The sequence below is a fragment of the Aliiglaciecola sp. NS0011-25 genome (genome assembly GCF_040370605.1).
GTDB lineage: Bacteria > Pseudomonadota > Gammaproteobacteria > Enterobacterales > Alteromonadaceae > Aliiglaciecola > Aliiglaciecola lipolytica_A.
On record NZ_BAABWR010000035.1, the window covers coordinates 1 to 22,592 of the forward strand.

At 39.7% G+C, this 22,592-nt stretch carries 24 protein-coding genes; 17 read left to right on the plus strand and 7 right to left on the minus strand.

Annotation, left to right across the window (positions count from 1 at the left end):
* From ABWV72_RS20390 to ABWV72_RS20430, 9 genes are all read left to right on the plus strand, one after another.
* Positions 1–1,114: TonB-dependent receptor domain-containing protein (locus ABWV72_RS20390; RefSeq protein WP_353372772.1), on the plus strand; the 1,114-nt coding region annotated here is incomplete at its 5' end.
* Positions 1,115–1,184: 70 nt separating this feature from the next.
* Positions 1,185–2,336 carry an alkaline phosphatase family protein gene (locus tag ABWV72_RS20395; protein WP_353372774.1) on the plus strand — a complete coding sequence of 384 codons (1,152 nt, stop codon included), beginning with the start codon at positions 1,185–1,187 and terminating at the stop codon, positions 2,334–2,336.
* Entirely contained in the window at positions 2,333–3,397 is a 1,065-nt protein-coding gene (locus ABWV72_RS20400; protein ID WP_353372776.1) for an alkaline phosphatase D family protein, read from the plus strand. The genes ABWV72_RS20395 and ABWV72_RS20400 overlap by 4 nt, the downstream gene beginning before the upstream one ends.
* Positions 3,398–3,496: 99 nt before the next feature.
* Positions 3,497–4,174 carry an SOS response-associated peptidase gene (locus tag ABWV72_RS20405; protein WP_216047971.1) on the plus strand — a complete coding sequence of 226 codons (678 nt, stop codon included), beginning with the start codon at positions 3,497–3,499 and terminating at the stop codon, positions 4,172–4,174.
* Positions 4,175–4,267: 93 nt separating this feature from the next.
* Positions 4,268–4,555 (plus strand): hypothetical protein, encoded by a 288-nt coding sequence (locus ABWV72_RS20410; RefSeq protein WP_252729047.1) that lies wholly within the window; start codon positions 4,268–4,270, stop codon positions 4,553–4,555.
* Positions 4,556–4,661: 106 nt separating this feature from the next.
* Entirely contained in the window at positions 4,662–5,246 is a 585-nt protein-coding gene (locus ABWV72_RS20415; RefSeq protein WP_353372779.1) for an SAM-dependent methyltransferase, read from the plus strand.
* 80 nt (positions 5,247–5,326) lie between these two features.
* Positions 5,327–5,767, plus strand: coding sequence for an OsmC family protein (locus tag ABWV72_RS20420; protein WP_353372781.1), 441 nt, complete (start codon positions 5,327–5,329; stop codon positions 5,765–5,767).
* Between the two features lie 62 nt (positions 5,768–5,829).
* Positions 5,830–6,489, plus strand: coding sequence for an NADPH-dependent FMN reductase (locus tag ABWV72_RS20425; protein WP_342806652.1), 660 nt, complete (start codon positions 5,830–5,832; stop codon positions 6,487–6,489).
* 131 nt (positions 6,490–6,620) lie between these two features.
* A complete protein-coding gene (locus ABWV72_RS20430) occupies positions 6,621–7,037 on the plus strand; it encodes a GFA family protein (protein ID WP_342806654.1) in 417 nt (138 codons plus the stop codon).
* Positions 7,038–7,469: 432 nt separating this feature from the next.
* On the opposite strand, the gene ABWV72_RS20435 is transcribed toward ABWV72_RS20430, so the two are convergent.
* Positions 7,470–8,249: a hypothetical protein gene (locus ABWV72_RS20435; protein WP_353372783.1), complete on the minus strand. Its 780-nt coding sequence runs from the start codon at positions 8,247–8,249 to the stop codon at positions 7,470–7,472.
* Positions 8,250–8,701: 452 nt separating this feature from the next.
* Here ABWV72_RS20435 and ppk2 point away from each other — a divergent pair, with 452 nt between their 5' ends.
* The gene (gene ppk2, locus ABWV72_RS20440) at positions 8,702–9,475 is read left to right on the plus strand and encodes a polyphosphate kinase 2 (RefSeq protein WP_303502040.1); all 774 of its coding nucleotides are present in this window, start codon (positions 8,702–8,704) and stop codon (positions 9,473–9,475) included.
* Between the two features lie 345 nt (positions 9,476–9,820).
* Here ppk2 and ABWV72_RS20445 read toward each other — a convergent pair whose 3' ends face one another.
* Positions 9,821–10,177, minus strand: coding sequence for a DoxX family protein (locus ABWV72_RS20445; protein WP_252729049.1), 357 nt, complete (start codon positions 10,175–10,177; stop codon positions 9,821–9,823).
* Between the two features lie 137 nt (positions 10,178–10,314).
* On the opposite strand from ABWV72_RS20445, the gene ABWV72_RS20450 reads away from it, so the two are divergent.
* Entirely contained in the window at positions 10,315–11,205 is an 891-nt protein-coding gene (locus tag ABWV72_RS20450; RefSeq protein WP_216047978.1) for a LysR family transcriptional regulator, read from the plus strand.
* A 63-nt stretch (positions 11,206–11,268) separates the two neighbouring features.
* Here ABWV72_RS20450 and ABWV72_RS20455 read toward each other — a convergent pair whose 3' ends face one another.
* From ABWV72_RS20455 to ABWV72_RS20470, 4 genes are read right to left on the minus strand one after another with little or no spacing between them, the layout of a single operon-like run.
* A complete protein-coding gene (locus ABWV72_RS20455; RefSeq protein WP_216047979.1) occupies positions 11,269–11,730 on the minus strand; it encodes a hypothetical protein in 462 nt (153 codons plus the stop codon).
* Positions 11,731–11,734: 4 nt separating this feature from the next.
* Positions 11,735–12,349, minus strand: a complete 615-nt coding sequence (locus tag ABWV72_RS20460; protein ID WP_353372787.1) for a hypothetical protein — start codon at positions 12,347–12,349, stop codon at positions 11,735–11,737.
* Entirely contained in the window at positions 12,342–12,902 is a 561-nt protein-coding gene (locus tag ABWV72_RS20465) for a sigma-70 family RNA polymerase sigma factor (protein WP_303502037.1), read from the minus strand. The genes ABWV72_RS20460 and ABWV72_RS20465 overlap by 8 nt, the downstream gene beginning before the upstream one ends.
* Before the next feature lie 28 nt (positions 12,903–12,930).
* Entirely contained in the window at positions 12,931–13,566 is a 636-nt protein-coding gene (locus ABWV72_RS20470) for an energy transducer TonB (protein WP_216047981.1), read from the minus strand.
* A 571-nt stretch (positions 13,567–14,137) separates the two neighbouring features.
* Between ABWV72_RS20470 and ABWV72_RS20475 the strand changes: the two genes are divergently transcribed.
* From ABWV72_RS20475 to ABWV72_RS20490, 4 genes are all read left to right on the plus strand, one after another.
* Positions 14,138–16,999: an nSTAND1 domain-containing NTPase gene (locus ABWV72_RS20475; protein ID WP_353372790.1), complete on the plus strand. Its 2,862-nt coding sequence runs from the start codon at positions 14,138–14,140 to the stop codon at positions 16,997–16,999.
* Between the two features lie 28 nt (positions 17,000–17,027).
* Positions 17,028–17,912 (plus strand): DMT family transporter, encoded by an 885-nt coding sequence (locus ABWV72_RS20480; RefSeq protein ID WP_216047983.1) that lies wholly within the window; start codon positions 17,028–17,030, stop codon positions 17,910–17,912.
* 105 nt (positions 17,913–18,017) lie between these two features.
* The gene (locus tag ABWV72_RS20485; RefSeq protein WP_342806664.1) at positions 18,018–18,845 is read left to right on the plus strand and encodes a hypothetical protein; all 828 of its coding nucleotides are present in this window, start codon (positions 18,018–18,020) and stop codon (positions 18,843–18,845) included.
* 69 nt (positions 18,846–18,914) lie between these two features.
* Positions 18,915–19,844, plus strand: coding sequence for a hypothetical protein (locus ABWV72_RS20490; RefSeq protein WP_353372792.1), 930 nt, complete (start codon positions 18,915–18,917; stop codon positions 19,842–19,844).
* 14 nt (positions 19,845–19,858) lie between these two features.
* Here ABWV72_RS20490 and ABWV72_RS20495 read toward each other — a convergent pair whose 3' ends face one another.
* Complete coding sequence (locus ABWV72_RS20495) at positions 19,859–21,220, minus strand: S8 family serine peptidase (RefSeq protein WP_353372794.1); 1,362 nt, start codon at positions 21,218–21,220, stop codon at positions 19,859–19,861.
* Positions 21,221–21,350: 130 nt separating this feature from the next.
* Here ABWV72_RS20495 and ABWV72_RS20500 point away from each other — a divergent pair, with 130 nt between their 5' ends.
* Together ABWV72_RS20500 and ABWV72_RS20505 are read left to right on the plus strand one after the other, a co-directional pair.
* The gene (locus tag ABWV72_RS20500) at positions 21,351–21,842 is read left to right on the plus strand and encodes an RNA polymerase sigma factor (RefSeq protein WP_353372796.1); all 492 of its coding nucleotides are present in this window, start codon (positions 21,351–21,353) and stop codon (positions 21,840–21,842) included.
* Positions 21,839–22,582, plus strand: coding sequence for an anti-sigma factor family protein (locus ABWV72_RS20505; RefSeq protein WP_353372798.1), 744 nt, complete (start codon positions 21,839–21,841; stop codon positions 22,580–22,582). Before ABWV72_RS20500 ends, ABWV72_RS20505 begins: the two co-directional genes overlap by 4 nt.
* Positions 22,583–22,592: the final 10 nt, after the last annotated feature.

The following is a 22,592-nucleotide window of genomic DNA, read 5'->3' on the forward strand; positions in this document are numbered from 1 at the left end:
TCACTATGAAAAAGAGCGTATTGGATTTAATGCTGATTTTTCTTGGATTGCGCAAATAAATGATATGCAGAACAATCTTCGCGGTGGGATTTGGTATGAAGATTATGATCGTAACGAGTCTCGAGATTGGCACAAAATAATTGATTCTAGAGTTGGTTATGAGTTCGATAATACCCCTTATTGGGTGCAATATGACCGTTCTTTCCCTGTTGAAACTACCATGTTGTTTTTGGAAGACACCCTTGAGGCAGATATGTTCACCGCACGTTTTGGTGTTAAACAATTTTACGTAGATTTAGAACGGACCGACAACTTTGGTGAGACAGAAAACGTCAGTATTTCGTCAGATTCCGATTTGTTGTTAAGCGCTGGTTTAGTGGTCCAAACCGGTCTTGACGGTCTAGAAGTATTTGCTGGCTATGCTGAAAACTTTGCAGCCATTAAAGACACAGTGCTTGAAGCTGATTCATCTCAGTTAGCAGATATATCGCCTGAAACGGCAGAAAATCTAGATTTAGGTGTTCGTTACAATGGCGACATTGTTACTGCAAGTTTGACTTATTATTCAATTAAATTTGAAGACAGATTGACATTTATTGCACCTGATTCACCAGATGGAATTGATTTCTTAATCGGCACCAATGGCGGATATGTAAACGTTGGGGGTATCGATTCTAGCGGTCTTGAAGCTAGTATCAATATTCAAGTAAATGACAACTTAAGCGTTTACGGTTCATTTACTAAAAATGACGCTGAATATACTGATGGTTCAATTGATTACCCAGTTGGAAATACCGTATTTGGTTCTGCCGAACATATGGCGGTTATTTCAATTGATTGGAATAGAAATAATTATATCGCAGGGCTATCGACGAAATGGGTAGATGACCGTTTTATCGATGCGGCGAATACGCAAGTCGCAGATGCCTATTTAGTATCTGATTTTTTTGCTGGTGTAATTATTGATGATTTGGGCGAAAGTGTTGATTCTATTGAGCTTCGTCTTACCGTAAATAATATGTTTGATGAAAGCTATTTAGGCGGTATTTCTGGTCAATCAGCTTGGATTGGAGCTCCTCGTACTGCTGCATTTAACGCTATGGTTAAATTTTAATTAAAATGCTTTATGTGTGACCCTGTGTCTTTGGGCTGCTTTTGCAGCCCTTTTTTTATGGAGAAATTGAATGAAACGTGCATTGGCTATGATTTTATGTTTGTTTACTTTACTGGCAAGTTCGTTGGCCAGTAGTGCTGAAAACCTTATACTCATATCCCTCGATGGGGTTCGCTGGCAAGATGTGTATCGAGGTTATGAACCTAAGTTGTACAGCGCAAATATTAACTCTGCTATTAAACAGCGCCAACTTGAACAGTTTGGCGGTTCTTCTGCAAGTGAAAAAAGAACTAGGCTTATGCCGTTTCTTTGGTCGAAAATTGCAAATAGTGGGCTATTGCTGGGTAATCGAGATATTAATTCTGCCATGACAGTAAACAATTCCATGTGGTTTTCATACCCTGGATATAACGAGCTATTAACCGGTAAAGCCGATCCAACGATTCGTGATAATGCAGCCAATAACAACAAAAACGTTACTTTTTTGGAATGGTTAAATCAACAACCAATTTATCAACATAAGGTTGCTGTATTCGGTAGTTGGGATGTATTTCCGGCAATCATTAATCGGCAACGAAGTGGATTGCCAATCAATGCTGGTTTTGAATCTGCAGACTGGCAAAATCTGTCAGAAAGAACCGAGTGGCTAAATCAATTGCAACAAAATATACCTAGCCCATGGCATAACGTACGCTTGGATGCTTTTACAATGGGTTTCGCAGAAGAATATGTTGAACAATTTAAACCCAAAGTGTTGTATTTGGCTTTAGGTGAAACAGATGACTTTGCACACAATGGCAGTTATTGGCAATATGTGGATGCACTGCATCGTGCAGATAGCTTAATCGCAAATTTATGGCAGAAGCTACAAAGTATGCCGGAATATGCAGGTAAGACTAATCTCATTATTACCACTGATCACGGGCGTGGTGAAACACTGAAAAGCTGGCCTCACCATGGCAGCCCTGAAGCGGTAAAGGGTTATATTAATGCAGAAGCAGAGTTCAAAAATGGGATAGTGGGTTCAAACCAAATTTGGCTCGCTGCCATGGGGCCAGACGTAAAGCAAATGATGGCAAACGATCATCCATTAGGAGAGCAAAAAAACACGCAAAGATTTAGTTTGGACCAAGTTGCCGCTACAGCCCTTCGTTTGTTAAATATAAAGCCAGACCAATTTAATGATGACATTGGTAAAGCTATTGAGGTAAACCAGCAATGAAAATCAATATTTATGCTGTTTGCTTGATTTTATTATTGAGTTCTCATGGTTTTGTATTCGCCCAGCAAGCAACGACTAAACCTATCACCAAGATTTTATTTGGTTCTTGTGTGCATCAAGATAAACCACAACCTATTTGGGCACCGATTAATCAACAAAAGCCAGATCTGTTTATGCTGTTAGGCGACAATATTTACGGTGATACAGAAGATATGCAGGTGTTAGCGGAAAAATACCAAAAACAAGCTAATGTTCCTGGCTTTAAACAATTAAGAGAAACGACGCCAGTGGTGGGAATCTGGGATGATCATGATTTTGGTGTAAATGATGGTGGTGCGGAATATCCTCAAAAGCAAGCATCCAAACAACTTATGCTAGATTATTTTAAAGAGCCTGATAATAGTCAAAGACGTAGTCGAGAAGATGGTGCTTATACGGCCTATATATACGGGCCGCTAGGACAGCAAGTACAGGTGATATTATTAGATTTGCGTTGGAATCGCAGTGCTCTTCATGCAGTATCGAAAACTCAATATGAAAAAATGAAATCACCTAATAACTTAGGCCCGTACGAGCCTGATCCTTCTGGTAAGGGCATGATGTTAGGTGAAACTCAGTGGCAATGGTTAGAAGAACAATTAAAACAGCCTGCTGATTTACGTATTTTAGTGTCTAGTATCCAGTTTATTTCTGAATTTACTGGCTGGGAAAGCTGGGCTAATTTTCCGCACGAGCGTGAACGCATGCTAGCCTTACTAGATGAGTTGAATATCAAGAACTTGTTCGCTATCAGTGGTGATACACATTGGGGGGAATTGTCAGTAGATAAAACCGAAAAAGGACAATCTATATGGGAGCTGACTTCATCAGGTTTGACAGAAAGCTGGCATCAAATAAGTCCCAATGAACATCGACAAGGTCAAGCATTTATTGACGCAAACTTTGGGCAAATTGATATTCAATGGCCTAACTCAAATGATGCAAAAGATGAAATTAAGGTTAGCTTGAGTCTCAAAGACACTCAGGGTGACTTATTATTACAACAACATTTATCATTTTAAAACAGGGAATCTTGGTATTCAGCAACATACTGTTAATTGTGATTACCTTTTGCCATACTAAATTTTTGTTAAGATCAACTAAGCACTAGAGTAAAGTTAATGTGTGGCAGATTCGCAAATCATGTGGGGGCAATGCACGGTTGGGCAGATATTTTATCAGACTGGCCAGCGCAGGCTGAATTGGGCTTTAATATAGCCCCCACTCAAATGGCTCCCATTGTGACGCCAGATGGATGCGAGGTCTTTCGCTGGGGGTTGTTACCTAGTTGGGTGAAAACTGCGAATACTGAATTTTCTACTTTCAATGCACGGCTCAAAACTCTAAGTGAAAAGCCCTCATTTCGACATGCGTGGGAAACCGGACAACGCTGTATTGTTCCAGCGTTAGGTTATTATGAATGGCGACAAGAAAATGGGCATAAACAAGCTTATTTTGTCTGTCGTAAAGACGGTAACCCGATTTTATTTGGTGGTTTATATGAGTCACCGAGAAAAGATGCCCCTGGTTCATTTACTATCATTACCCGTCCCTCAGAAGGTGAGTTACAACCTCTGCATCACGCCATGCCTTTGATGTTCGATAGACAATTAGCTAAACAATGGTTTGACGCTGACCAAAACCTTTGTCAAAGCGAAGAGATAGCATGGTTACCTTACGCAGACGATTACAAGTATTATCCGGTGTCTAGTCAAGTCAATAAAGTCGCCAACCAAGGCCCTGAGCTTATTCAAGAAACAGAGCCGGAAAGTCAAATTCAACAGGGTTTTGGCTTTTAAAAAAGGGGTGAGTTAATTATCGTTTCCCCCTTTATTTTTAACTCTTTACTACCCATCTATAGTTTATCTGGAATACATTGTAATGATTGGTAAATGGACATACTCAGTGAAGCAGGAAACTATCGAAAGGAACTTATTGGGCTAACAGCGATGCTCATATTTCCTATGCTTTTCATTGTTTTGAGCAAACTTATTAAGTGGGCAAAAAGAAACTCTAAAGGCGCCTTTGTTTTTTTAGCCATATTTCCTCTTATTTCGCTGTTTCCAATTCCCCCTTCGGCAACTGAAAGCCTAGATAAACAAAAACGCGAGCAAATTAAACGGGGTGAAGAATCCGGCGATCCTCCTGATGATATGAACGTAGATCATCAAGAACAATGAACGTTCGAAACTAAAAGGCGCCTAACATCGTTAAGAAAACTGCCTCGTCGGCATTATGTTAGAGATACTATTGTTATTGGTTTGATATGAATCAAAGAGGTGTTAAATGTGGGATGAAAGATACGCTGACAAAGACTATGCTTATGGCAAAGAGCCGAATACCTTTTTAGCAGAAAATTATCAAGCTATTCCACAAGGTCGGGTTTTGAGTTTGGCTGAAGGAGAGGGCCGTAACGCGGTATTTCTTGCTCAAAAAGGGTATTCAGTTACGGCAGTAGATGGCTCTGAAGTAGGCTTGAAAAAGGCTGAAATGTTGGCAAAAGAAAAAGGGGTTGAAATAGAGCTTATTCATGCTGATTTAGCTAAGTTCGATATTGGTGAAGATATATGGGATGGCATTATTTCTATATTCTGTCCATTGCCTACCGAATTACGCAGCCATGTATACAAAAACGCGGTTAATGGGCTCAAAGCTGGTGGTGTGTTTTTGCTAGAAGCTTATACTCCCGAACAGTTAAAGCATGCGACCGGAGGCGGAAAATCGATTGATTCAATGACCACTAAAGAGTCGTTGCTATCGGATCTCGGAAGGCTGAATTTCAGCCACTTACAAGAAATAGAACGAGACGTTATCGAGGGGATATACCACACTGGTAAAGGGGCTGTGATACAGGCAGTCGCAACTAAATAAGGCACACATTTAACAACTGTTGTTAGCGCTGTTTGCGTCTGCCACAGGTCATTATTTGATAAAATTTGGAGATTATGTGAATGAAAGATTTACCCCATCAATATACTGTAATTGCTCAAGGCAATGTATCTGGCAGTTTAACTGCGAAATGCGAAAACTTGCCAAATATTGACGTAGCCCCACCTTCACAGTTTGGTGGAGCAGGTGATAAATGGTCCCCAGAAGATCTTTTTATGGCCTCAATTGCAAACTGTTTTGTTTTATCATTTCGTGCGATAGCTAGAGTAGCGAAGTTAGAGTGGCATTCGATTGAATGTTCATCAGAGGGTGAGTTAGACAAGCTTGATGGCAAAATTCAGTTCACTAAAGTCAAATCAAAAGTCAGACTGGTTATTCCAAGCACCGAAAACAAAGATAATGCAGAAAGATTACTGATTAAATCAGATGAAAAATGCCTCATTCGTAATTCGATTTCCTGTAGTACCAGTATTGAGTGTGAAATCGTATACGGCGACGAATAGTAGAGAAGCAAAAAAGGCGCAGAGTTAATTCACTTTGCGTCTTTTTTATTGGAGTTTAATGTATGAAGTTTTTGGTTTTTTTGGGGACTGTGCGTAATAGTACTCCCCCTAAACCTGCGCGTCTTGGCGAGCGAGTATGTAAAGCCTGCATAGCATGTTTAAACCATCGCTACGCGGCGCATACATTTGAGCTGGTGGATGCACTGGATTACCCGTTGCAGCCTGTTTTCAAGCCGCACTTTGCTTATTCTAGAAGCCAAGCGCCTACTGAGCTCAATCAGTTAGCCGACAAAATTCAATCAAGTGATGGTTACATCATGATAAGCCCTGAATATAATCATTCTATGAGTCCGGCATTGGCCAACCTGCTAAACCACTTTGGTAGCTCTATATTTTCCTATAAACCCAGTGCAATAGTCACCTATTCTGCCGGGCAATGGGGAGGTATGCGCGCAGCAGTGGGAATGCGCACTTTTCTTGCTGAATTAGGTTGCCTGCCTGTTTCGGCTATGATTCATGTGCCCAAAGCGCAAGACGTATTCTCTGAGGATGGTTCGCCACAAATCGGCGAAGACCAAGAATCATGGTTTAATTACTTTGCTCGCACCTTCAATCAATTAATTTGGTGGGCAGAAGCGGCCAATCTGCATCGAGCTCAAATTGACCCTCACAATATGGTGAAGGACTTTAAAACAAACCCTTCCCAGCGCAATGCACCTTAGTCTGTTTATTAAGCTTTTAGGAATTGCTTGTTAGATACTGATACAGCATCTAAACTCTGCACAATCAATGTTCAAAGGGCTTTTTGGTGATAATTCAGGTTATTCCAAATAAACAATCAGGATATGCCAGCATGTTAAGCTCAACAGCAAGTTGTCTTTGTAAAGCGGTGACAATTACCGCAAATGAAATTAATCCGAAGTTTACAGTATGTCATTGTGATTCATGCAGAGGCTGGGGCGGAGGACCTTTTTTTGCGGTGCAGTGTGGTAAAAATGTCACTATAGAAGGGCTTGATAAGGTAAAAATGTATCAATCATCAACCTGGGCTTCCCGTGGCTTTTGCGCTGAATGTGGTACCCATTTGTTTTTTAAATTCAGTCAAACTGGTGATTACAATATGCCAATTGGCATCTTTCACCAACTCGATGGGTTAGAAATGGATATGCAGTATTTCAGTGATCAACGTCCGAATTATTATTGTTTTTCTAATCAGACTAAAGAACTCAGCAGAGCTGAAATAATGGATTATTTTGCGAAAAATCCATAAAAATATCGATTAAAAGCGAGTTTGCACAGAAAATATGCAAAAAGCGGTTTTTTAGTTTTCGTTTCATATTTGAAGACACATTAACGACTATGGTGTTTTCGATTATGAAAACGCGAATGACGTTTTGCCTCAAAACAATGCCGTACTGTTCGCCGTGCCTAGGTGAGACACACAATATACTTCCACTGCTTTTGTTGACTGGGATTTAACCTGCGACCTAGCAAGTAATCACATTGGCTGCGCAGGTTAAAATGGCAGTTTTTTGCTAGATTTTACTGACACATCATTAGGCACGGGAAACAGCGTTTAGGTTGCTGGCATTGACTTTTTAACCTTGGATTCCCTTCATACACTGCCATCGTGCCTTATGGTGCATCCAGTGATTGACAGTCAACAAGATATTTGTGTCCAGAATTGGCTCTATTTTATATTTTATATTTTACATTTGAGTTGAGTCGCTAATATTGATGACCAATTTGACTCTTCTGAAAAATTATTAGCCAGTCCATCTGGGTTTTCTTCAGTGAGTTTTTTAACACCATGCTCTATCATATAATCTGGAATGTACTGGGGTTTTCCAAGGTTTTGTATGAAGTCGCAAGCTGCCTGCATTGACTCTGGGGATTCAATAAACGCCGTAAGTTTTTGTTGAAACTTATCTTGTTCAAGGGCTGTGAGTGACCAGATTGAGTGTTTCTGAATAATATTAATCGCCTGATGTGCAGTTGCATCAACAACTCTCTTAGAATCATAAATTCCGTAAGCACTGGCTAGTACATAATTGTAAATTGCGAGCTCGTCTTCACCATCGATAATGCACTGTTTAATTGAAGGGTATAAATCAACGGGGCTGATAGTCTGGTTTAGCGAGTTTTTATCGATACATACAGTTGCTAGTTTAGGGGCTAAATAGGTAGGAAGTGCGTCTACTTTTTCGGTTTTTTCACTTGGTGTGCAAGATAATATTGGTTCTTCCCTGAGCACTTTTACTTCCCATTCGTCGGCTATACTATTACTGTGTTGCGCGGTAACCACATATCTCATACATTCCTTCGCATCCAAAGGTAACATACGCAGCTCTGTTACTTTGCTCCTGACATTTTTAGTAGTGGCTAAGTTGATATAGTGAAATCCAGGTTTGACGTTTTTAACCTGTGTGCCGACTTCCATTTTTCCATCAATTGAGACAATGGTAACGTCATAGTTGTCCAAATCAGATGCTTGGCTTCGGGTGCCATCGATAACTGCTTACGGCTTAGACGCGCATCCGCCCAGCACTACTAGCGCAATTAGAAAAAAGCACTTTTGTAGACTTTGATACTTCATTTTATATCCCTATTTTTTCTATTCCATTATTACTAACAGTTAAAAGCCATTTACATCTAGGCTAATTATGTTTGTTAACCTATGATTAAACTATAACATCGAGGAATAGTACTAAGTCAAATTCGCTAGGTATTTTGGCAAGGAGATTCTATGCTCATTGAGATTTAAAAAGGTATAGTTAACCGAGATATTTTCAGTCAGTTGTGACTTGTGGTTAACAGGGTTATCGTATTGCATGTTTATCCCCTTTATTTTAAAACCAAACAAAATCTAATGGTCTCAATTTGAAAATAGTCGGCTATATATAACCTAGCAATTATAAAAAGGTGAAAATTATAATGAGTTCCTCATCGATGAAACATAAAGAATATAAAAGTATTCTGCGTGATCTTCAGATTCAATTAGTCAAACTTCAGAATCATATTATCAACAATAATTTGCGGCTTTTGGTTATTTTTGAAGGTAGAGACTCTGCTGGAAAAGACGGAATTATTAAACGAATTACAGAGCATTTGAGCCCACGAGACACTCGAGTAGTTGCCCTGGGAAAACCGTCAGATCGCGAAGTAAATTCATGGTACTTTCAGCGCTACGTGAGTCATCTTCCTTGTGCTCAAGAAATGGTTTTGATGAATCGAAGTTGGTACAACCGAGCTGGGGTTGAGCGGGTAATGGGGTTCTGTAGCGAAGCTGAGTATCAACATTTTATGCAGACAGTTATTCAGTTTGAACGCATGTTGATAGAGTCGGGGATTCACATTGTTAAATATTATTTGGATATATCTAAACAAGAGCAAATTGCCAGATTAGACGACAGACATACAAATCCGCTAAAACAATGGAAAATCAGCCCCATTGACGAAGTTGCGGTTGCCAAATGGGACGAGTATAGCGAAGCGCGTAATGAAATGCTTAATCGCAGCCATAGTGACACTACACCTTGGTATGTGGTGAGTGCTGATGATAAAAAACAAGCCAGAATAAATGTGATTCGTCATTTGTTGTCAATTATCGATTACAAAAATAACCTCAACGAAAACAGTAAAGTTGACGGAAATGTGGTCTTTCAGTTTGAACCGCAAAACTTGCACAATGGTAAAATTAGCAGCTAGTCAGAAATGCAATGGCGAAAAATTGCAGTCAATATTTTTAATTTTTGATAGATCTTTGATTGTTTGGCTTCAAGCGTTGGCTAAGGAAACTGGGTGTTGAGATCGTTAAATTCAAGAGAAAAAATTGCATACCGAAAATCATTTTAGGATTGGATGTTGAGCAAATATAGGCGATTTTGGCTACCTGTGTGCACTAATATGACGGTTCTTTTCAAAGTGAGAAACTTGCTATACAAACTCGATTAAGCGCTGCAGATCGATATCATGAAGAAGCGGGATTAGACCGCCTCTGTGAAAAACATGAACGTCAGACGCAATAGTAAAGTCTTTCATGCTCTAGCCGTTCTATTCAGAAAGCTCTTGTTTGCGATTAATTATGATAGTGACCAATAATAATGATAAAACAATTGCGGGAATAGCATTGGCAACCGCATCATAAACCACGTGAAAATAAATTGCCCCAAGCATAATAACTAGCAAACCACTTGCAGCGTAAACACTTAGCTTTTTAAACCAGATCCCAATAGCCCCTACTAATTCACTTGCACCAATAAAATAACCGAACCAGATAGGTAACCCCATTGCTGCGAAGGATAAGTGCAATTGTTCAACTCCAGCCAATTTAGCCAATCCAGCCGCTGCAAAGGCAAAAGAAGCTAAACCAACTGATACCAGCATCGTAAATTTTGTAACTTTTTTCATAATTCAATTCCTATTTTTTGAGGTTATCTAAACAACTGCTTAGTTAATGAATTAAGAATAATCGAATAGCTACTTAATAAATATTGAATGTTTTTAATGAAGTTATAAACTAATGATTTATGTTTTAGAGTGTGAATATGAAACTTGATCAACTAACTATGTTCGTTACTGTCGCTCGGCTGGGATCTTTAAGTCTGGCTAGTGCGCACTTAAATAAAACCCAACCAGCAATTAGTCAAAGCATTCGACAACTTGAAAGTTCTTTCAATTTAAGTTTGTTTAATCGTTCGGGTTATCGCTTAGAATTAACTGAAGTAGGGAATGTTTTATATCAAAAAGCAACCAGTCTTTTGGATGAAGCAAATGCGTTGCAACAAACTGCTAAATACATGGTGCTGGGAAATGAAACCAGCATTACCCTAGCAATTGAGGCATCATTTAATTTAAAACTGATTCTGCCATTATTAGAAAACGTACAAAACCAGTTCCCCAACACGCAAATCATTATCAAACAAGAATACTTAACGGGGGCGTTTGAAGCGATAAAAAACAAAAAAGCAATACTGTGCATAACCCCGTATCAAGAGGTTTTACATAAAGATTCAGAAATTGAAGAGCACTTCTTAACGAATGGTGCACTGGTCAATGTAGCATCACCTCGATTAATTAAACGGCATCCTAATTTACAAAGTCGCCGCGAACTTTTACATGAATATCAGATTGTTGTGCAGGATTCAGGGAGTGGATTCAAAGATACTGAATGGGGCGTGCAAGACGGTCAAAGAAGGTGGTATGTGAATGATTATCAAACTAAAAAAATGTTGATAGAAAGTGCTATGGGGTGGGGGAAAATACCCGATTACTTAGCAGCGCAAGGTATTCAAAATGGAACATTGGCTTTACTTAAATTAACTGATGTTAAAAACGAAATGCTAGCGAGATACCATATTATGAAAAACAAATCAGAGTTGTTAGGGCCTGTTGCTCAAGCCGTTTGGGAGCAATTTAAACATTACCGATTCAATTAGTCTTAGTTGCTTATTTCTAAATTAACATTTACACAATGCTGGTAAGTATCGCCAACACATAGTTCAACTTTCATCAAACTCAATTGTGTCTGAATTAAACATCAAGGTCACGTTATCGCCATAATGAATATTAACGATAGGTGGCGCTAATATTTCGATTATATTTTGCTGTTGAAAGTGCTGGGTTTTGGTCTCGGGGTGAGGATAGTAGACCCAAGCATCAAATTGCTGAGCTTGAAACTTAATTTGGCATTTGACCAAAGAGAAGGTTTCTTGATTGAATCCTTTTGCCCAATGAAGGTTTTCGAAACAAAAAGTGGGTTTTAGAATACGAAATGCACAAACCGGAAGTTGCACATTCAAGGTTCCATCAAAACACTCACTAATATCTAATCCCAAGTGTTTGAAAAAGGGTCTCTGCATTTCAATTGTGCCAGCAGGATAGGGCGAGCCTGCACCTTTGCCTGAAGCTACTTGGTGCCCTTGAACCACAACCCCTGAGATGATGATTTGAGGTGATGACATAGAGCTAGCACTTCAGTAAGGTTTTGTTGGCGTGAATACCCACAATTAAGCCAGAAACGTTAAATGCTATTTCCACACTGTCACCGCTTTTGAAATTGCCATTTATAAGGTTCATTTGTTGCAAAGTTTCAATCAGTTGCTTGGATATTTTAACTAGCTCGTTATCACAGGTTCTTAATTCCCAGCCATTTTCGAATTGGCTTAGAATTGCCGACTTTTGATGGTGACTTGCCAGTAACGCTTTTTGCTGTAAGTAATCTTGATAATGTTGTTGGTAACGTTGGCTAATTTGACTGTAATCTTGGGATTGTTGGTCATCAATATTGTGTATTTCTACTGACGTATAGCGCAAAGTCTCTGGTGATTGGCGTAATTCATAAGATTGCCATGCGACTAGACCTAACAATAAGATTGTGCCTGTTGCAAAAGTCGCGCGCTGAAAGTGGTGGAACCAAGTATATAGCTTGGATTTTGATTCGGTGCTTTGCATCAACTGACGCTTCATGCTGCCCGTCGTTTGAACCTTGGTTTTACGTTGTTGATATAGCTCAGATATCCGAGTTTCAAAATGTTCTGTTTGTTTTGACGACCCTTGATCGTGTTCATGGGACTTAGTCATGGTATTTCTCTAATTGTTCACGAAGTGAATTCTTCGCGTATCTAATCCGACTTTTTACTGTCTCTACACCACAACCGGTAATATCGGCAATTTCTTGTAGACCGAATCCTTCTTGTTGTAAGCAGAATCCTTCTCGTTGCTCAAATGGTAAAGACATTAAGACCTTGTCAAAAATAGTTTCAATGGGATCAGCAAATTCAAAGGACGTTTTTAGCTGATCCAGAGGAGCGCCGGTTAATGGTTCACATCGTGTGCTGCGCCTAAATTCATCAATCAATAAATTTCTGGCAACTGTAAATAGCCAAGCATTGAATCGCCCCGATTCTTTGTATAAATGTGGCCTTTCAAACACCTTTAACCAAGTTCTCTGACTGATATCTTTGGCTAAATGCATATCAGATTGGGTAACTAAAAAATGGTAAAGGTCATTCGCACAGTTATCGTAAAGTTGTTCAAATAGTTTTTTATCGCCACTTTGTGCAAACCGGACAATTAGCCATTCGTTAGAATGACTAATTGAGAACAAAGATTTAATCGCTAAAGTTATACTCACTCAACTTCCTTTATGGCAGTGAAAATAGTTAGCTTTCTAATTTAAAGTCTAACACAACTTCTAATCCTGTCTGCTCGATGGGTTTACCATCTTTTATTTGGGGTCTGTACTTCCATTTTTTTAACGCTTTTCGCGCTTCACGATCAAATGTCCGTTTGGGGTTAGCATCGATGATTTGTATGTTTTGCACAGATCCACTGGCATCAATACTAAATTGCAGTTTCACCCAACCTTGAATCCCGTCTCTGGCTGCATCGGCAGGATATTTCGGTGAAATACGCACCATAGGCGTAGTTTCCGCATCTTGAATCGTTAAAAATTGATTTTCTGCGGCGATTTCTTGAGTAGGGACCTCAACCGTAAAGTTGGCGGTTAAGTTGCTATCATTAGGCTCAAACACCTCCTTTGGTTGTATTGTTTGCGGCATTAACTTAGGAGGTTCAATGGGTTTAATTTTTGTTCTTTCTATTGATTTACTGTCTTGGGTGTTAAATACAGGATCGACAAATACCCCAGCTGTCGGCGGTGTTATGTAATCTGCATTTTGTGCTGTTAGTTTTTGCATTATCACAAATAAGCCGAAAGTAATGATGGCTGCAGAACCAATAAAACCAGATATTTTAAAACCAGAGTGATGATAGGGATGTAGCATAATATTTTGCATTTGTGTTCCTGCTATTTGATGGATTTAATAACTAAACGAATCAAAATTAGAAATAGGGTTAAGGGGATGCAGGAAATATTAAAAAATATTTTTTATGAATAGCGTTTTTAGGAAAAATGTAACTTGGGCGAGTTAGGGCGAAGTTTTATTGTTTTAGATCTGCACTCAATAAATATTCGCGTTTATTTTCGAGATGACGATAAAGTGTGGAGTGAAGTTTTTGTTGTTTATTCAAATAATAGCCTACAAAATGATAGTGTAGCTCAGCCCAACATATCAGCGCAGTCAATTTTTTTTGAGTTGAGTTAAGCAAGGTTAAATGAGTGACTTATCATCCAAAATTCAGCCTGCTAGTGTGTTAATTTAATGATGATAAAATAAACAATAAATGCTAACTTGGGTTTTTAACATACAAGACATTGTTTTTGTCTAAATTAGGCGAATAGCCTAATAGGTAATGTTAACCTTTGACGGAATTAGGGAACTTTGGGCACTGCCGTAAAGTGAATTTTAGCTAAGCATGCACGCCAGCATCAAGCTACAAAAATACTGCTAGATTAGGATGTCGATTTTGGAATCAGAAAACCGTAACAATGATAATCCTTTTGTTGGATTAAATGCGTTTGAGATTAGTCATACTGATAATTTTCAAGGAAGAGAAGATGTAGTTCAACAGGCGTTGTCAAAGCTCCAACACAAAGCGCTGTCATCCCAACCATTTTTGTTGTTGTTAGGTAAAAGTGGCGCTGGTAAATCAAGTCTTTTACAGGCCGGTATCTTCCCTAAATTAGATGAATTGCAGTTTGGGGAACAAAATATAAGCTTTCGTTCAACTATTATCACGCCTTGTAACTTAAGTATTGATCCTTTTCGCTCTCTAATTTTAGCTTTGTCAGACATTTCTGAGCAAGATTTTGTCGCCAATCAAGAACTCAATTCTTTAGTTAAAATGTGCAAACAGCAACCTGACAAATTTTTGCAGATGATGAAGCAGAAAATGGAGTCTTGGCCTGCTGATAAGAAACTGGCAATTGGTATTGTGCAGCTTGAGCGTTTATTTTTAACCGACTCCTTGGGTTACACTGAGCGACGTTATTTCACCGATATTTTGGCTGGTTTGGTCATCCACTGTGGCATACTCGTTGTGGCTACATTGCGCAGTGATTTTTATCATACCTTATCTGACTATCCAGCATTGCTGCGTTTAAAGCAAAATGGTGGACAGCTAGATGTGTTGCCTCCGACATTAAACCAACTTAAAAAAATGGTATTCCCAGGGACTGCTAAGCATCTAAAATTTGAACAGGCAAATGGAGAGTTGGTTAGCCTTGATGAATACATAGCCCAACGGGCGTTTGAGTTTCCTGACAGCTTACCTTTGCTGCAATTCGTTTTATTTCACTTACATCAAAATCGTTCGCAAAATGGACTGATTAATTACTCAACCTATCGTAATTTGGGGGGGCTAGAACGGGCGATTGCTAAAATTACCGAACAAACTTACGAAAGCTTGGATCGCTCTTGTAAAAAGCATTTTAACCGCACCGTTAGTCGCCTGGCTGAATTAAATTATAAAGGCCATTATGAGAGAGTTTGGGTTAAAGCTGACGATTTATATAAAAGCCACAATGCCAAAGAGTTAATTGATGCGTTTGAGGCGATAGGCATTATGAAGTCTGTGCAGGGAATTGATGGCAACAATTACATTTGCTTGGTACATGATTGTCTATTTGCTAATTGGCCTAGACTTAGTGAAGCTTTAGACCATCATCAAAAAACGCTCGAATTAAAAAACAAGTTAGAAGCGCAAGCTGCTGAGTGGAAAAGTGCCACGCGACCTTCAGCATATTTACTCGCACCCGGTAAAGCTTTGGATGAAGGAAAACTCATTCTTAAGCAAAGTGGCTCCATAAGTTCGACGTTACGAGCAATGATTCATGCGTCAGTTAAGCGTGCGAGCCTTAAGTATCGAGTAGGTTTTGGCTTTGTAGTGCTGCTGTTAATGCTGTTTGGATTTATGATTAAAAATGCCTATGATGCAAAAGTAAATCAGAAAATAGCGGAATCGAAACTGATTGAAAGCCACGAATTAATTGAATTTCTGATTGATGAAAGCACCAAATTAGAGGCGATTGGACGGTTGGATTTAATCCAAGAAAGTTCAGAGCGTTCACTGGAATATCTAAGTACTGTATCACCTTCAGATGATTCTACTGCTGCCAAATTGAGTCGCAGTCAAACGTTTTTCCAATTAGGTAAAGTTTACTTGGAAAATCGACAGTTTGCGGGTGCTCTTGACGCTTTTAACAAAACGCTAGAATTGGATACTGAGCTTGTCGAGATCCATCCAAATGGCTTTACTTATGTGTTGGAATTAGCTCATGCAAATTATTGGATTGCTATGACTCATCTGCGCGCGGGAGATATCCAAAAGGCTGAACAGTACTTCCTATTTTACCAGACCAATGCCCATGATTTAGTTGAATTACAACCTGATAGCCCAATAGCCAAGATCGAACTTTCTAGAGCATATTCCAATTTAGCCAAAATTGCAGCCCAACGAGGGCAGTTAGAAAGCGCGACACAGAGCTTTTTTGAGGCGGTTAAGTTTACCGAAAAAGGCAGATCTGCTGCCAATATTAGCGACTTATTGGAAGCCGCCAGCGCATATACTTGGTTGGCAAATAAGTATTATTCAGAATTGAAAATTGCTGAATCGCTAGAAATGAACAAGGGAGAACAAAGACTAAGATCGTTAATTATTAAAAAAGAAGACTCCCCAGCAAACCAAATGGCTGCAGCATATTCATTGTGGAAATTAGCGAATGAACACATTCTCGTTGGTCAATATAAACAGGCAGATTCTGCATTGAGTGAATTGAAGGTTGCCTGTGCTCGTGGGATGCGTGCTCAGAATGCGGATATTCAATGGCGATATTTAGATGCCTTTAGTGATGCCAGTTTAGCGCAGATGGCAATGCTGTCGGGAAATTCTGAACAGGCTAGAAAGTTATTTAGCGCCAGCTTTGGGAAAGTTGGTGATACTGCTGCAGGCTTAATGAGTCAGTGGCAAGATGCGTTTTTCGAGCGTCAATATTGGCTCGCCAGGTTCCATCATGGGAATGCTAATCAGAAAGGGCTTGAATCTGCTAGTTCGGTAATTATTAACGCCAATCAAGAGGATGCGATTAAATGGAAGGTACGTTTAGCGACTTTGGTCGGTGAACAAGTCGATTTCGAAGTGATGCAATCAGATGAAATTTTAAAACCACAAATGTTGATTGCCGCACTGGAATATTATAGTTTCCAAGATCATTTAGAAAAATTACAAAGATTGTGGCAACAAGTGCCGCAAGAAATGTGGTTAAATAAAGATCTTGAGGAACTGCGCGATACTTTGCGTAAGCAGATTCGAGAATTCACGTCACAATAAATAATTCAATTAGAAGTACCCAAAAAATATGATGGTAGGTGAAATTGCTGCTCTAAGCACTGCGTTGTGCTGGGCTGTCGCAGCACGAATGTTTCGAATTTTAGGCAAAAACTTTTCGCCTTTGGCGCTCAATTTATGGAAAGGCTTGGCAGCAATTGGCATCCTGCTAGTTATCACCCAGTTTTTTCTTCCTCAAGTTTCAGTATCAACCAATACCATGTTATGGCTATTGTTCAGTGGAGTGATCGGCATAGGATTGGGAGATACATTCTTTTTCCAAGCGTTAAACAAAATCGGTGATAGCCAATCTATTTTGGTTGCAGAAACTCTCGCTCCTATTTTTACCGCGTTACTTGCTATGGCTTGGATCGCCGAGTGGTTAACTTGGCAACAATGGTGCGGAATCGCCTTAGTTTTATTTTCAGTGGACATGATCATTAAGATTCAAAAACGATCAAGTTTTGATAAGTTTGAATTAAGTGGCTATGTCTACGCCGGTCTTGCCGCTTTGTGCCAAGCGGTTGGTGCGGTAGTCAGTCGAGATATTCTTACCTCAACTGGCATTGACGCATTTAATGCCAGCCAAATTCGTTTGCTTGGTGGTTTAGCTATTATTGTCATTTTAATGCTAGTAACCAAACAAAAATGGTTACCCACCACTGACAACCTTAAACGTACTTGGCTATTTTTTAGTGGTGCAACCGTGATTGGTACCTTTGCCGCGTTATATTTACAAATGGTTGCCTTTACCTATACCAAAGCCGCGGTGGTACAAACTTTATTTGCCATGAGCGTCATTTTATCCTTGGTGGTGGCTAAAATACTGGGGGAAAAAGTCAGTGGTAAAACTACTATCTGGTCATTGATAGCGTTAATCGGTGTTGGTGTCTTAGTAGGTTTAGAGCACATTTAATCTGACTATTTTGTGGCTTAGTTAAAACAAATTTTTTTATTGGGGAATAAATTCGTTTTTCATTCGTTATCCAAGTGTCATTAATATAAACATGAGGAAACGAAGATGACTAAGCTAAACAAAATTGTAAACTTAATGGTAATTGCTGGAATAGCACAGGCAAGTAGTGCCGCTATGGCAGCCGATCTACAAATAAGCCAAGACATTCAGTTATCCAATCAAACACAAATTTCTCAGCAAGCAAATAGTCAAGATGCTTCAACGGATATCTCTGCCAATTCTGACTCTTCTGCTCAATCTAATGCTGATGTTCAGGCAAATGCCGATACGACGCCTGAACAAGAGCAAGCCGAGTCTACTACACAAGATAGTTCGGAAATGGCTGCCACTCAAACTGCAAATCTGAATGGTGTTTTAACAAATACCGTCGATGAGTTCAGCACCAATGTGGGGAATTCTAGTGCGGTGACTGTAAATAATTCTTTAGCGGCAGTGTCAAAACTAACGGTTTTGAGCGTGACTAACCTAGAAAGCCCTGATTCTGTAGACGGAAATGATCAAATTCAAGAGACAACGAGCGATGATTTGGCGTTGCAGTCAACTCCGTCGCTAGTATCTGAATTGAATTCGTTATCAACTATAGATAAAGCACCATCACTTAACAGTGCTTCTGAGTTAACCAACAACATTGGGGCTAATTTATCACAAGTCGCAATGCTTGATGTTGCCTCCCAAGCGTCTCAAGTGATAGGGCAATCTGTCAACACAACGATTGCAGAAACAATCACTAGCAATGCTCAAAGTTCCATTTCACAAAACGTAAACAACCAAATTAGTACTTTGGTGACTGACCAAATCAATAATGAAGTAGCCACAGCATCTGCAATAGAGGTGGCTAATACCATTACTAATGACTTAGACCTAGGTATTTAACCTTCTTTAAACCTGCAAGATTACGTCAACTACTCGTTGGCGTGATTTAAGTATTATTGGTGGTCAAAAATGAAATTACGAATTGGCAATATTACCTGTATATTCGCGTGTGCAACCAGCTTTTTTACTTGGGCGGATACGCAATCTGCCTTTACGTTTAGTGGTAAAGCTGATGCTAGCGCAATCTACAATTCAGCCCTAAGTGTAGACGAGTTGGATGATGTATCTACTCAAAGTGACAGTGGGCAAAAACTAAATGCAATGCTACAAGGTAAATGGAAGATAAATGACAAAGCGCAAGTAACAAGTCGTTACGCTTACAGTCAGCAACGCTATAACCAATATTCACAATATGACTTGGAGCTACATCAGTTTAGCCTTGATGGCAGCTACAAGTTTACTCAACGTGAGTTTGGGCTGCGTTTTGATGGCGCCAAAGCGCGTCTCGAAACAGGCACTTTTTTAGATTTCCAACAAATGAGCGTTTATTTAGGAACATTTATTCAACCTGAGACTTTCTTGCGTACTAGCCTAAAATTTAAAAATAAGTCATTTACTCAATTATATGAAAGAGATGCCAATGGTTTTGGAGCATCCGCCGACCTATTTCACTTTTTGAATAATGCCAATACTATGCTCATGATCGGACTTAGCGGTGAAATAGAAAATGCGCACGATAATCAGTTTAATTATTGGGCGGCGGGGTTAAATACTAAACTAACTCATAAGTTCGATATGTTTGGCCTGGCCTCTAAGGTGGGAATAGGATGGCGATACCAATATAAAGATTATGAGTCAGTTGAGGTGTCAGACTTGCAAGCTAGTTACAATATTCAAAGAGACGAAAACAGACAGGTGATACAGGCTGATTGGGTGCTAAATATATTCGATAACTTGTCTGTTGTGACTGAAGTTCAGCGTGGAGATTATAAATCTAAAGTTGAGAGCCTAACCTATCAGCAAAATATCGCTAGTTTAGGCTTAAACTATACCTTCTAAAGGTGTTTTAACCGTTATTCGTTTACTTGCCTTTTACTTCCGATACCTTGAATAGCGCCAATACCATATATTGGATCTCTCCCTTTTGGACCTAAGTCAATCGCTTGGTCTGATAGGGACGCTAAAACAGCGTCGCGATAACTCTGTTTCATATTTTTCGAGTTTTCCAGCAAACATGCAATCGCTGCTGACACCACTGGCGCAGCCATGGATGTGCCCGATTCTTTGCTTAAGCCCCCCATCGCCTGAGCAGTAATCACGTTTACACCCAACGCGGAATAATCTATATAATCGCCTCGATTCGACCAGCGATATGGTTTTAAATTATTGTCGAACGCACTCACTGCTATGACTTCATCATATCCTGCTGGATAAACTGCTTGGGCAGCAGGTCCTTCATTTCCGGCAGCAGCAACGATAATCGTTCCTTGCTGGATAGCGGCTGTAATCATTCGATTTAAAATTCGGTTATCTGGGCCAGCCAAACTCATGTTGATTACTGTAACCTTTTCCTCTACTAACCAGTTTAATGCATCAATCATGGCGCTTAATGTCGCACCCTGGGAGTAGTCGGATTGCCGATAAAACACTTCTGCAGAGTATAAATGTGCTTGCGGTAATAATGGGATCAGCGTGTTGAATTCTCCTATCAACACCCCTGCGACAGCTGTGCCGTGCAGTGCGGGAGAATTTAAGTTCTTGGTTAAAAAAGACTTCGCAGTGATCTTCGCTTTTGCAAACGCAGGGTGCGTTCGAGCGACTGCGCTGTCGATCATGCCGATTCGTGCAGTCGTAGTACACAATGATTGGTTTATTGGCTTGTGTGCCGTATCAAAAGCGGTTTGCGGTGTCTGGGATTGCGCCGTATAAATATGATTTCTATCTAAGGTTGCAAATGCTTCTTGGGTTAAATGTTTAGCTAATGCGGATTGTGAGTCTAAATGGGACGGAATTGTAAATCGCAAAATAGACAATCCTAATCCTGAATATGTTGAATCCGAATTAATCACAGCGCCTAAACCAGTTAAAGTCTGTTTGGTTTGTTCATCTGCTAATATCATCCATTGGTTTTGGACCGCTCTCCATCCATCATCCAATTTGACTTCTACAAAAGCTGGGTTGCTAAGGTCAGCGCCTATCGCTAAAGTTTTCGGTAATGTTGTTAAGGGTTCTGTTATTAAGTTTTCTAACGCTGGCATCTCACTGAGCGCAAAGGGCTCTTTTACTTCTTCAACGATTATTTTTTGCTCTAATCGGTCGACTGTTTTTTCAATATTTTCAACTTGCTTAGTAATGCCTTGGGTATTAATTATTTGTGCCGAAGACACCTGACTAAATGCCAACAAACTGAATATCGTTATTTTGATTCGCGTCATGTTTACCTCTTGTGTTAATACTAAACTTGATTAGTAAACGTTTCAGCTAAAAATAAATTTCATTTTATTTGGAATAAAATTTTAGTTCATTCGTTAACTCAATAAAGATACAGAGAAAAGAGTAAAAACCATGACTGACACCTTCGAAAAAATCATACCTATGCTAAGGCGATTTGCGTTTTCGTTGACTGGTAGCCCAACTGATGCAGATGATTTAGTGCAAGCTACTTTCGAAAAAATTCTAAAAAAAGGCGTGCCAGAGGATGTCGAGATCCTCAAATGGGCGTTCAAAGTGTGCCGCAATGTATGGATCGATGAATATCGTTCACGCAAGGTGCGACTAAATGCGACGCACTCTCCAGAGTTACAAGAGCAAGTATCAAAAGAACAAGAGCCTCAGCATGAAGCGCAGGCACTGTTAACCCAAGTGAACCAAGCTATGGATTCACTACCAAGTGACCAGCGTTCAATCTTGTCGTTAGTGGCATTGCAAGGCATGTCATATAAGGATGTTGCTGCCACCATGGAAGTTCCAGTCGGTACTGTTATGAGTCGCTTATCCAGGGCTAGAATGACTTTGCTGAATATGGTGAATCCACTGTCACATGGAGAAAAAGCATGAACATTACTGATGAGATGTTGAGCGCATTTTTAGATGCAGAGTTGCTGGCAGAAGAAATGGAGCAGGTGCGTAAGGCCCTTGAAAATGATGATGAATTAGTAATGCGCTTGGCAGAGATATCACAAGTTGATCAGTGGGTTGTTGAAAATGCACAGCAAATTGATCAAACCCCAGTGCCTTCAAAATTGGTTGAACTTGCCCGGAAAATTGATGCAGGAAATGATAAGACCAACGACGCAATAAAAAACAATGTGGTACAGATATCAGCTCAAAAAAAGCGTAAACCGAGCATCAAACTACCTTATTCATTAGCAGCAGGAGTAGCTTTAATTTTAGCTGTTGGCGTTTTAACCATCAACCAGCCAACTTTTGAATCAAGTGTTTCTGCTGATATTGCCAGTATATTAGATTCCACTATGAGTGGACAGACAACCTTGACGACAAATGGATTAGCAGTTAAACCGCAGCTTAGTTTTGCTACTCAAAATGGCGAATTGTGCCGTCAATACCAATTGTCTGAAGCTGAAATTAGCAGTACCAACATCGCCTGCAAACAAACCAATGGTTGGCATATAAAAGCTAAACATTCAGAACAAGGTTCGCCAGACAGTGGTAGCTATCAAACAGCATCAAATCAACAACAACTTGATGCTGTAATAGACCAAATTATTAGCGGCGCTCCGCTGGACAGAGCGCAGGAACAACAAGCCATTGTTAATCAATGGCAAAGTAATCAATAAATACATTAAA

What these genes read in the sequence shown, in the direction of transcription:
- ABWV72_RS20395 (WP_353372774.1), top strand. Translation starts at nt 1,185, where the DNA reads ATGAAACGTGCATTGGCTATGATTTTATGTTTGTTTACTTTACTGGCA.
- ABWV72_RS20400 (WP_353372776.1), top strand. Translation starts at nt 2,333, where the DNA reads ATGAAAATCAATATTTATGCTGTTTGCTTGATTTTATTATTGAGTTCT.
- ABWV72_RS20405 (WP_216047971.1), top strand. Translation starts at nt 3,497, where the DNA reads ATGTGTGGCAGATTCGCAAATCATGTGGGGGCAATGCACGGTTGGGCA.
- ABWV72_RS20410 (WP_252729047.1), top strand. Translation starts at nt 4,268, where the DNA reads ATGGACATACTCAGTGAAGCAGGAAACTATCGAAAGGAACTTATTGGG.
- ABWV72_RS20415 (WP_353372779.1), top strand. Translation starts at nt 4,662, where the DNA reads ATGTGGGATGAAAGATACGCTGACAAAGACTATGCTTATGGCAAAGAG.
- ABWV72_RS20420 (WP_353372781.1), top strand. Translation starts at nt 5,327, where the DNA reads ATGAAAGATTTACCCCATCAATATACTGTAATTGCTCAAGGCAATGTA.
- ABWV72_RS20425 (WP_342806652.1), top strand. Translation starts at nt 5,830, where the DNA reads ATGAAGTTTTTGGTTTTTTTGGGGACTGTGCGTAATAGTACTCCCCCT.
- ABWV72_RS20430 (WP_342806654.1), top strand. Translation starts at nt 6,621, where the DNA reads ATGTTAAGCTCAACAGCAAGTTGTCTTTGTAAAGCGGTGACAATTACC.
- ppk2 (WP_303502040.1), top strand. Translation starts at nt 8,702, where the DNA reads ATGAGTTCCTCATCGATGAAACATAAAGAATATAAAAGTATTCTGCGT.
- ABWV72_RS20445 (WP_252729049.1), bottom strand. Translation starts at nt 10,177, where the DNA reads ATGAAAAAAGTTACAAAATTTACGATGCTGGTATCAGTTGGTTTAGCT.
- ABWV72_RS20450 (WP_216047978.1), top strand. Translation starts at nt 10,315, where the DNA reads ATGAAACTTGATCAACTAACTATGTTCGTTACTGTCGCTCGGCTGGGA.
- ABWV72_RS20455 (WP_216047979.1), bottom strand. Translation starts at nt 11,730, where the DNA reads ATGTCATCACCTCAAATCATCATCTCAGGGGTTGTGGTTCAAGGGCAC.
- ABWV72_RS20460 (WP_353372787.1), bottom strand. Translation starts at nt 12,349, where the DNA reads ATGACTAAGTCCCATGAACACGATCAAGGGTCGTCAAAACAAACAGAA.
- ABWV72_RS20470 (WP_216047981.1), bottom strand. Translation starts at nt 13,566, where the DNA reads ATGCAAAATATTATGCTACATCCCTATCATCACTCTGGTTTTAAAATA.
- ABWV72_RS20480 (WP_216047983.1), top strand. Translation starts at nt 17,028, where the DNA reads ATGATGGTAGGTGAAATTGCTGCTCTAAGCACTGCGTTGTGCTGGGCT.
- ABWV72_RS20485 (WP_342806664.1), top strand. Translation starts at nt 18,018, where the DNA reads ATGACTAAGCTAAACAAAATTGTAAACTTAATGGTAATTGCTGGAATA.
- ABWV72_RS20490 (WP_353372792.1), top strand. Translation starts at nt 18,915, where the DNA reads ATGAAATTACGAATTGGCAATATTACCTGTATATTCGCGTGTGCAACC.
- ABWV72_RS20495 (WP_353372794.1), bottom strand. Translation starts at nt 21,220, where the DNA reads ATGACGCGAATCAAAATAACGATATTCAGTTTGTTGGCATTTAGTCAG.
- ABWV72_RS20500 (WP_353372796.1), top strand. Translation starts at nt 21,351, where the DNA reads ATGACTGACACCTTCGAAAAAATCATACCTATGCTAAGGCGATTTGCG.
- ABWV72_RS20505 (WP_353372798.1), top strand. Translation starts at nt 21,839, where the DNA reads ATGAACATTACTGATGAGATGTTGAGCGCATTTTTAGATGCAGAGTTG.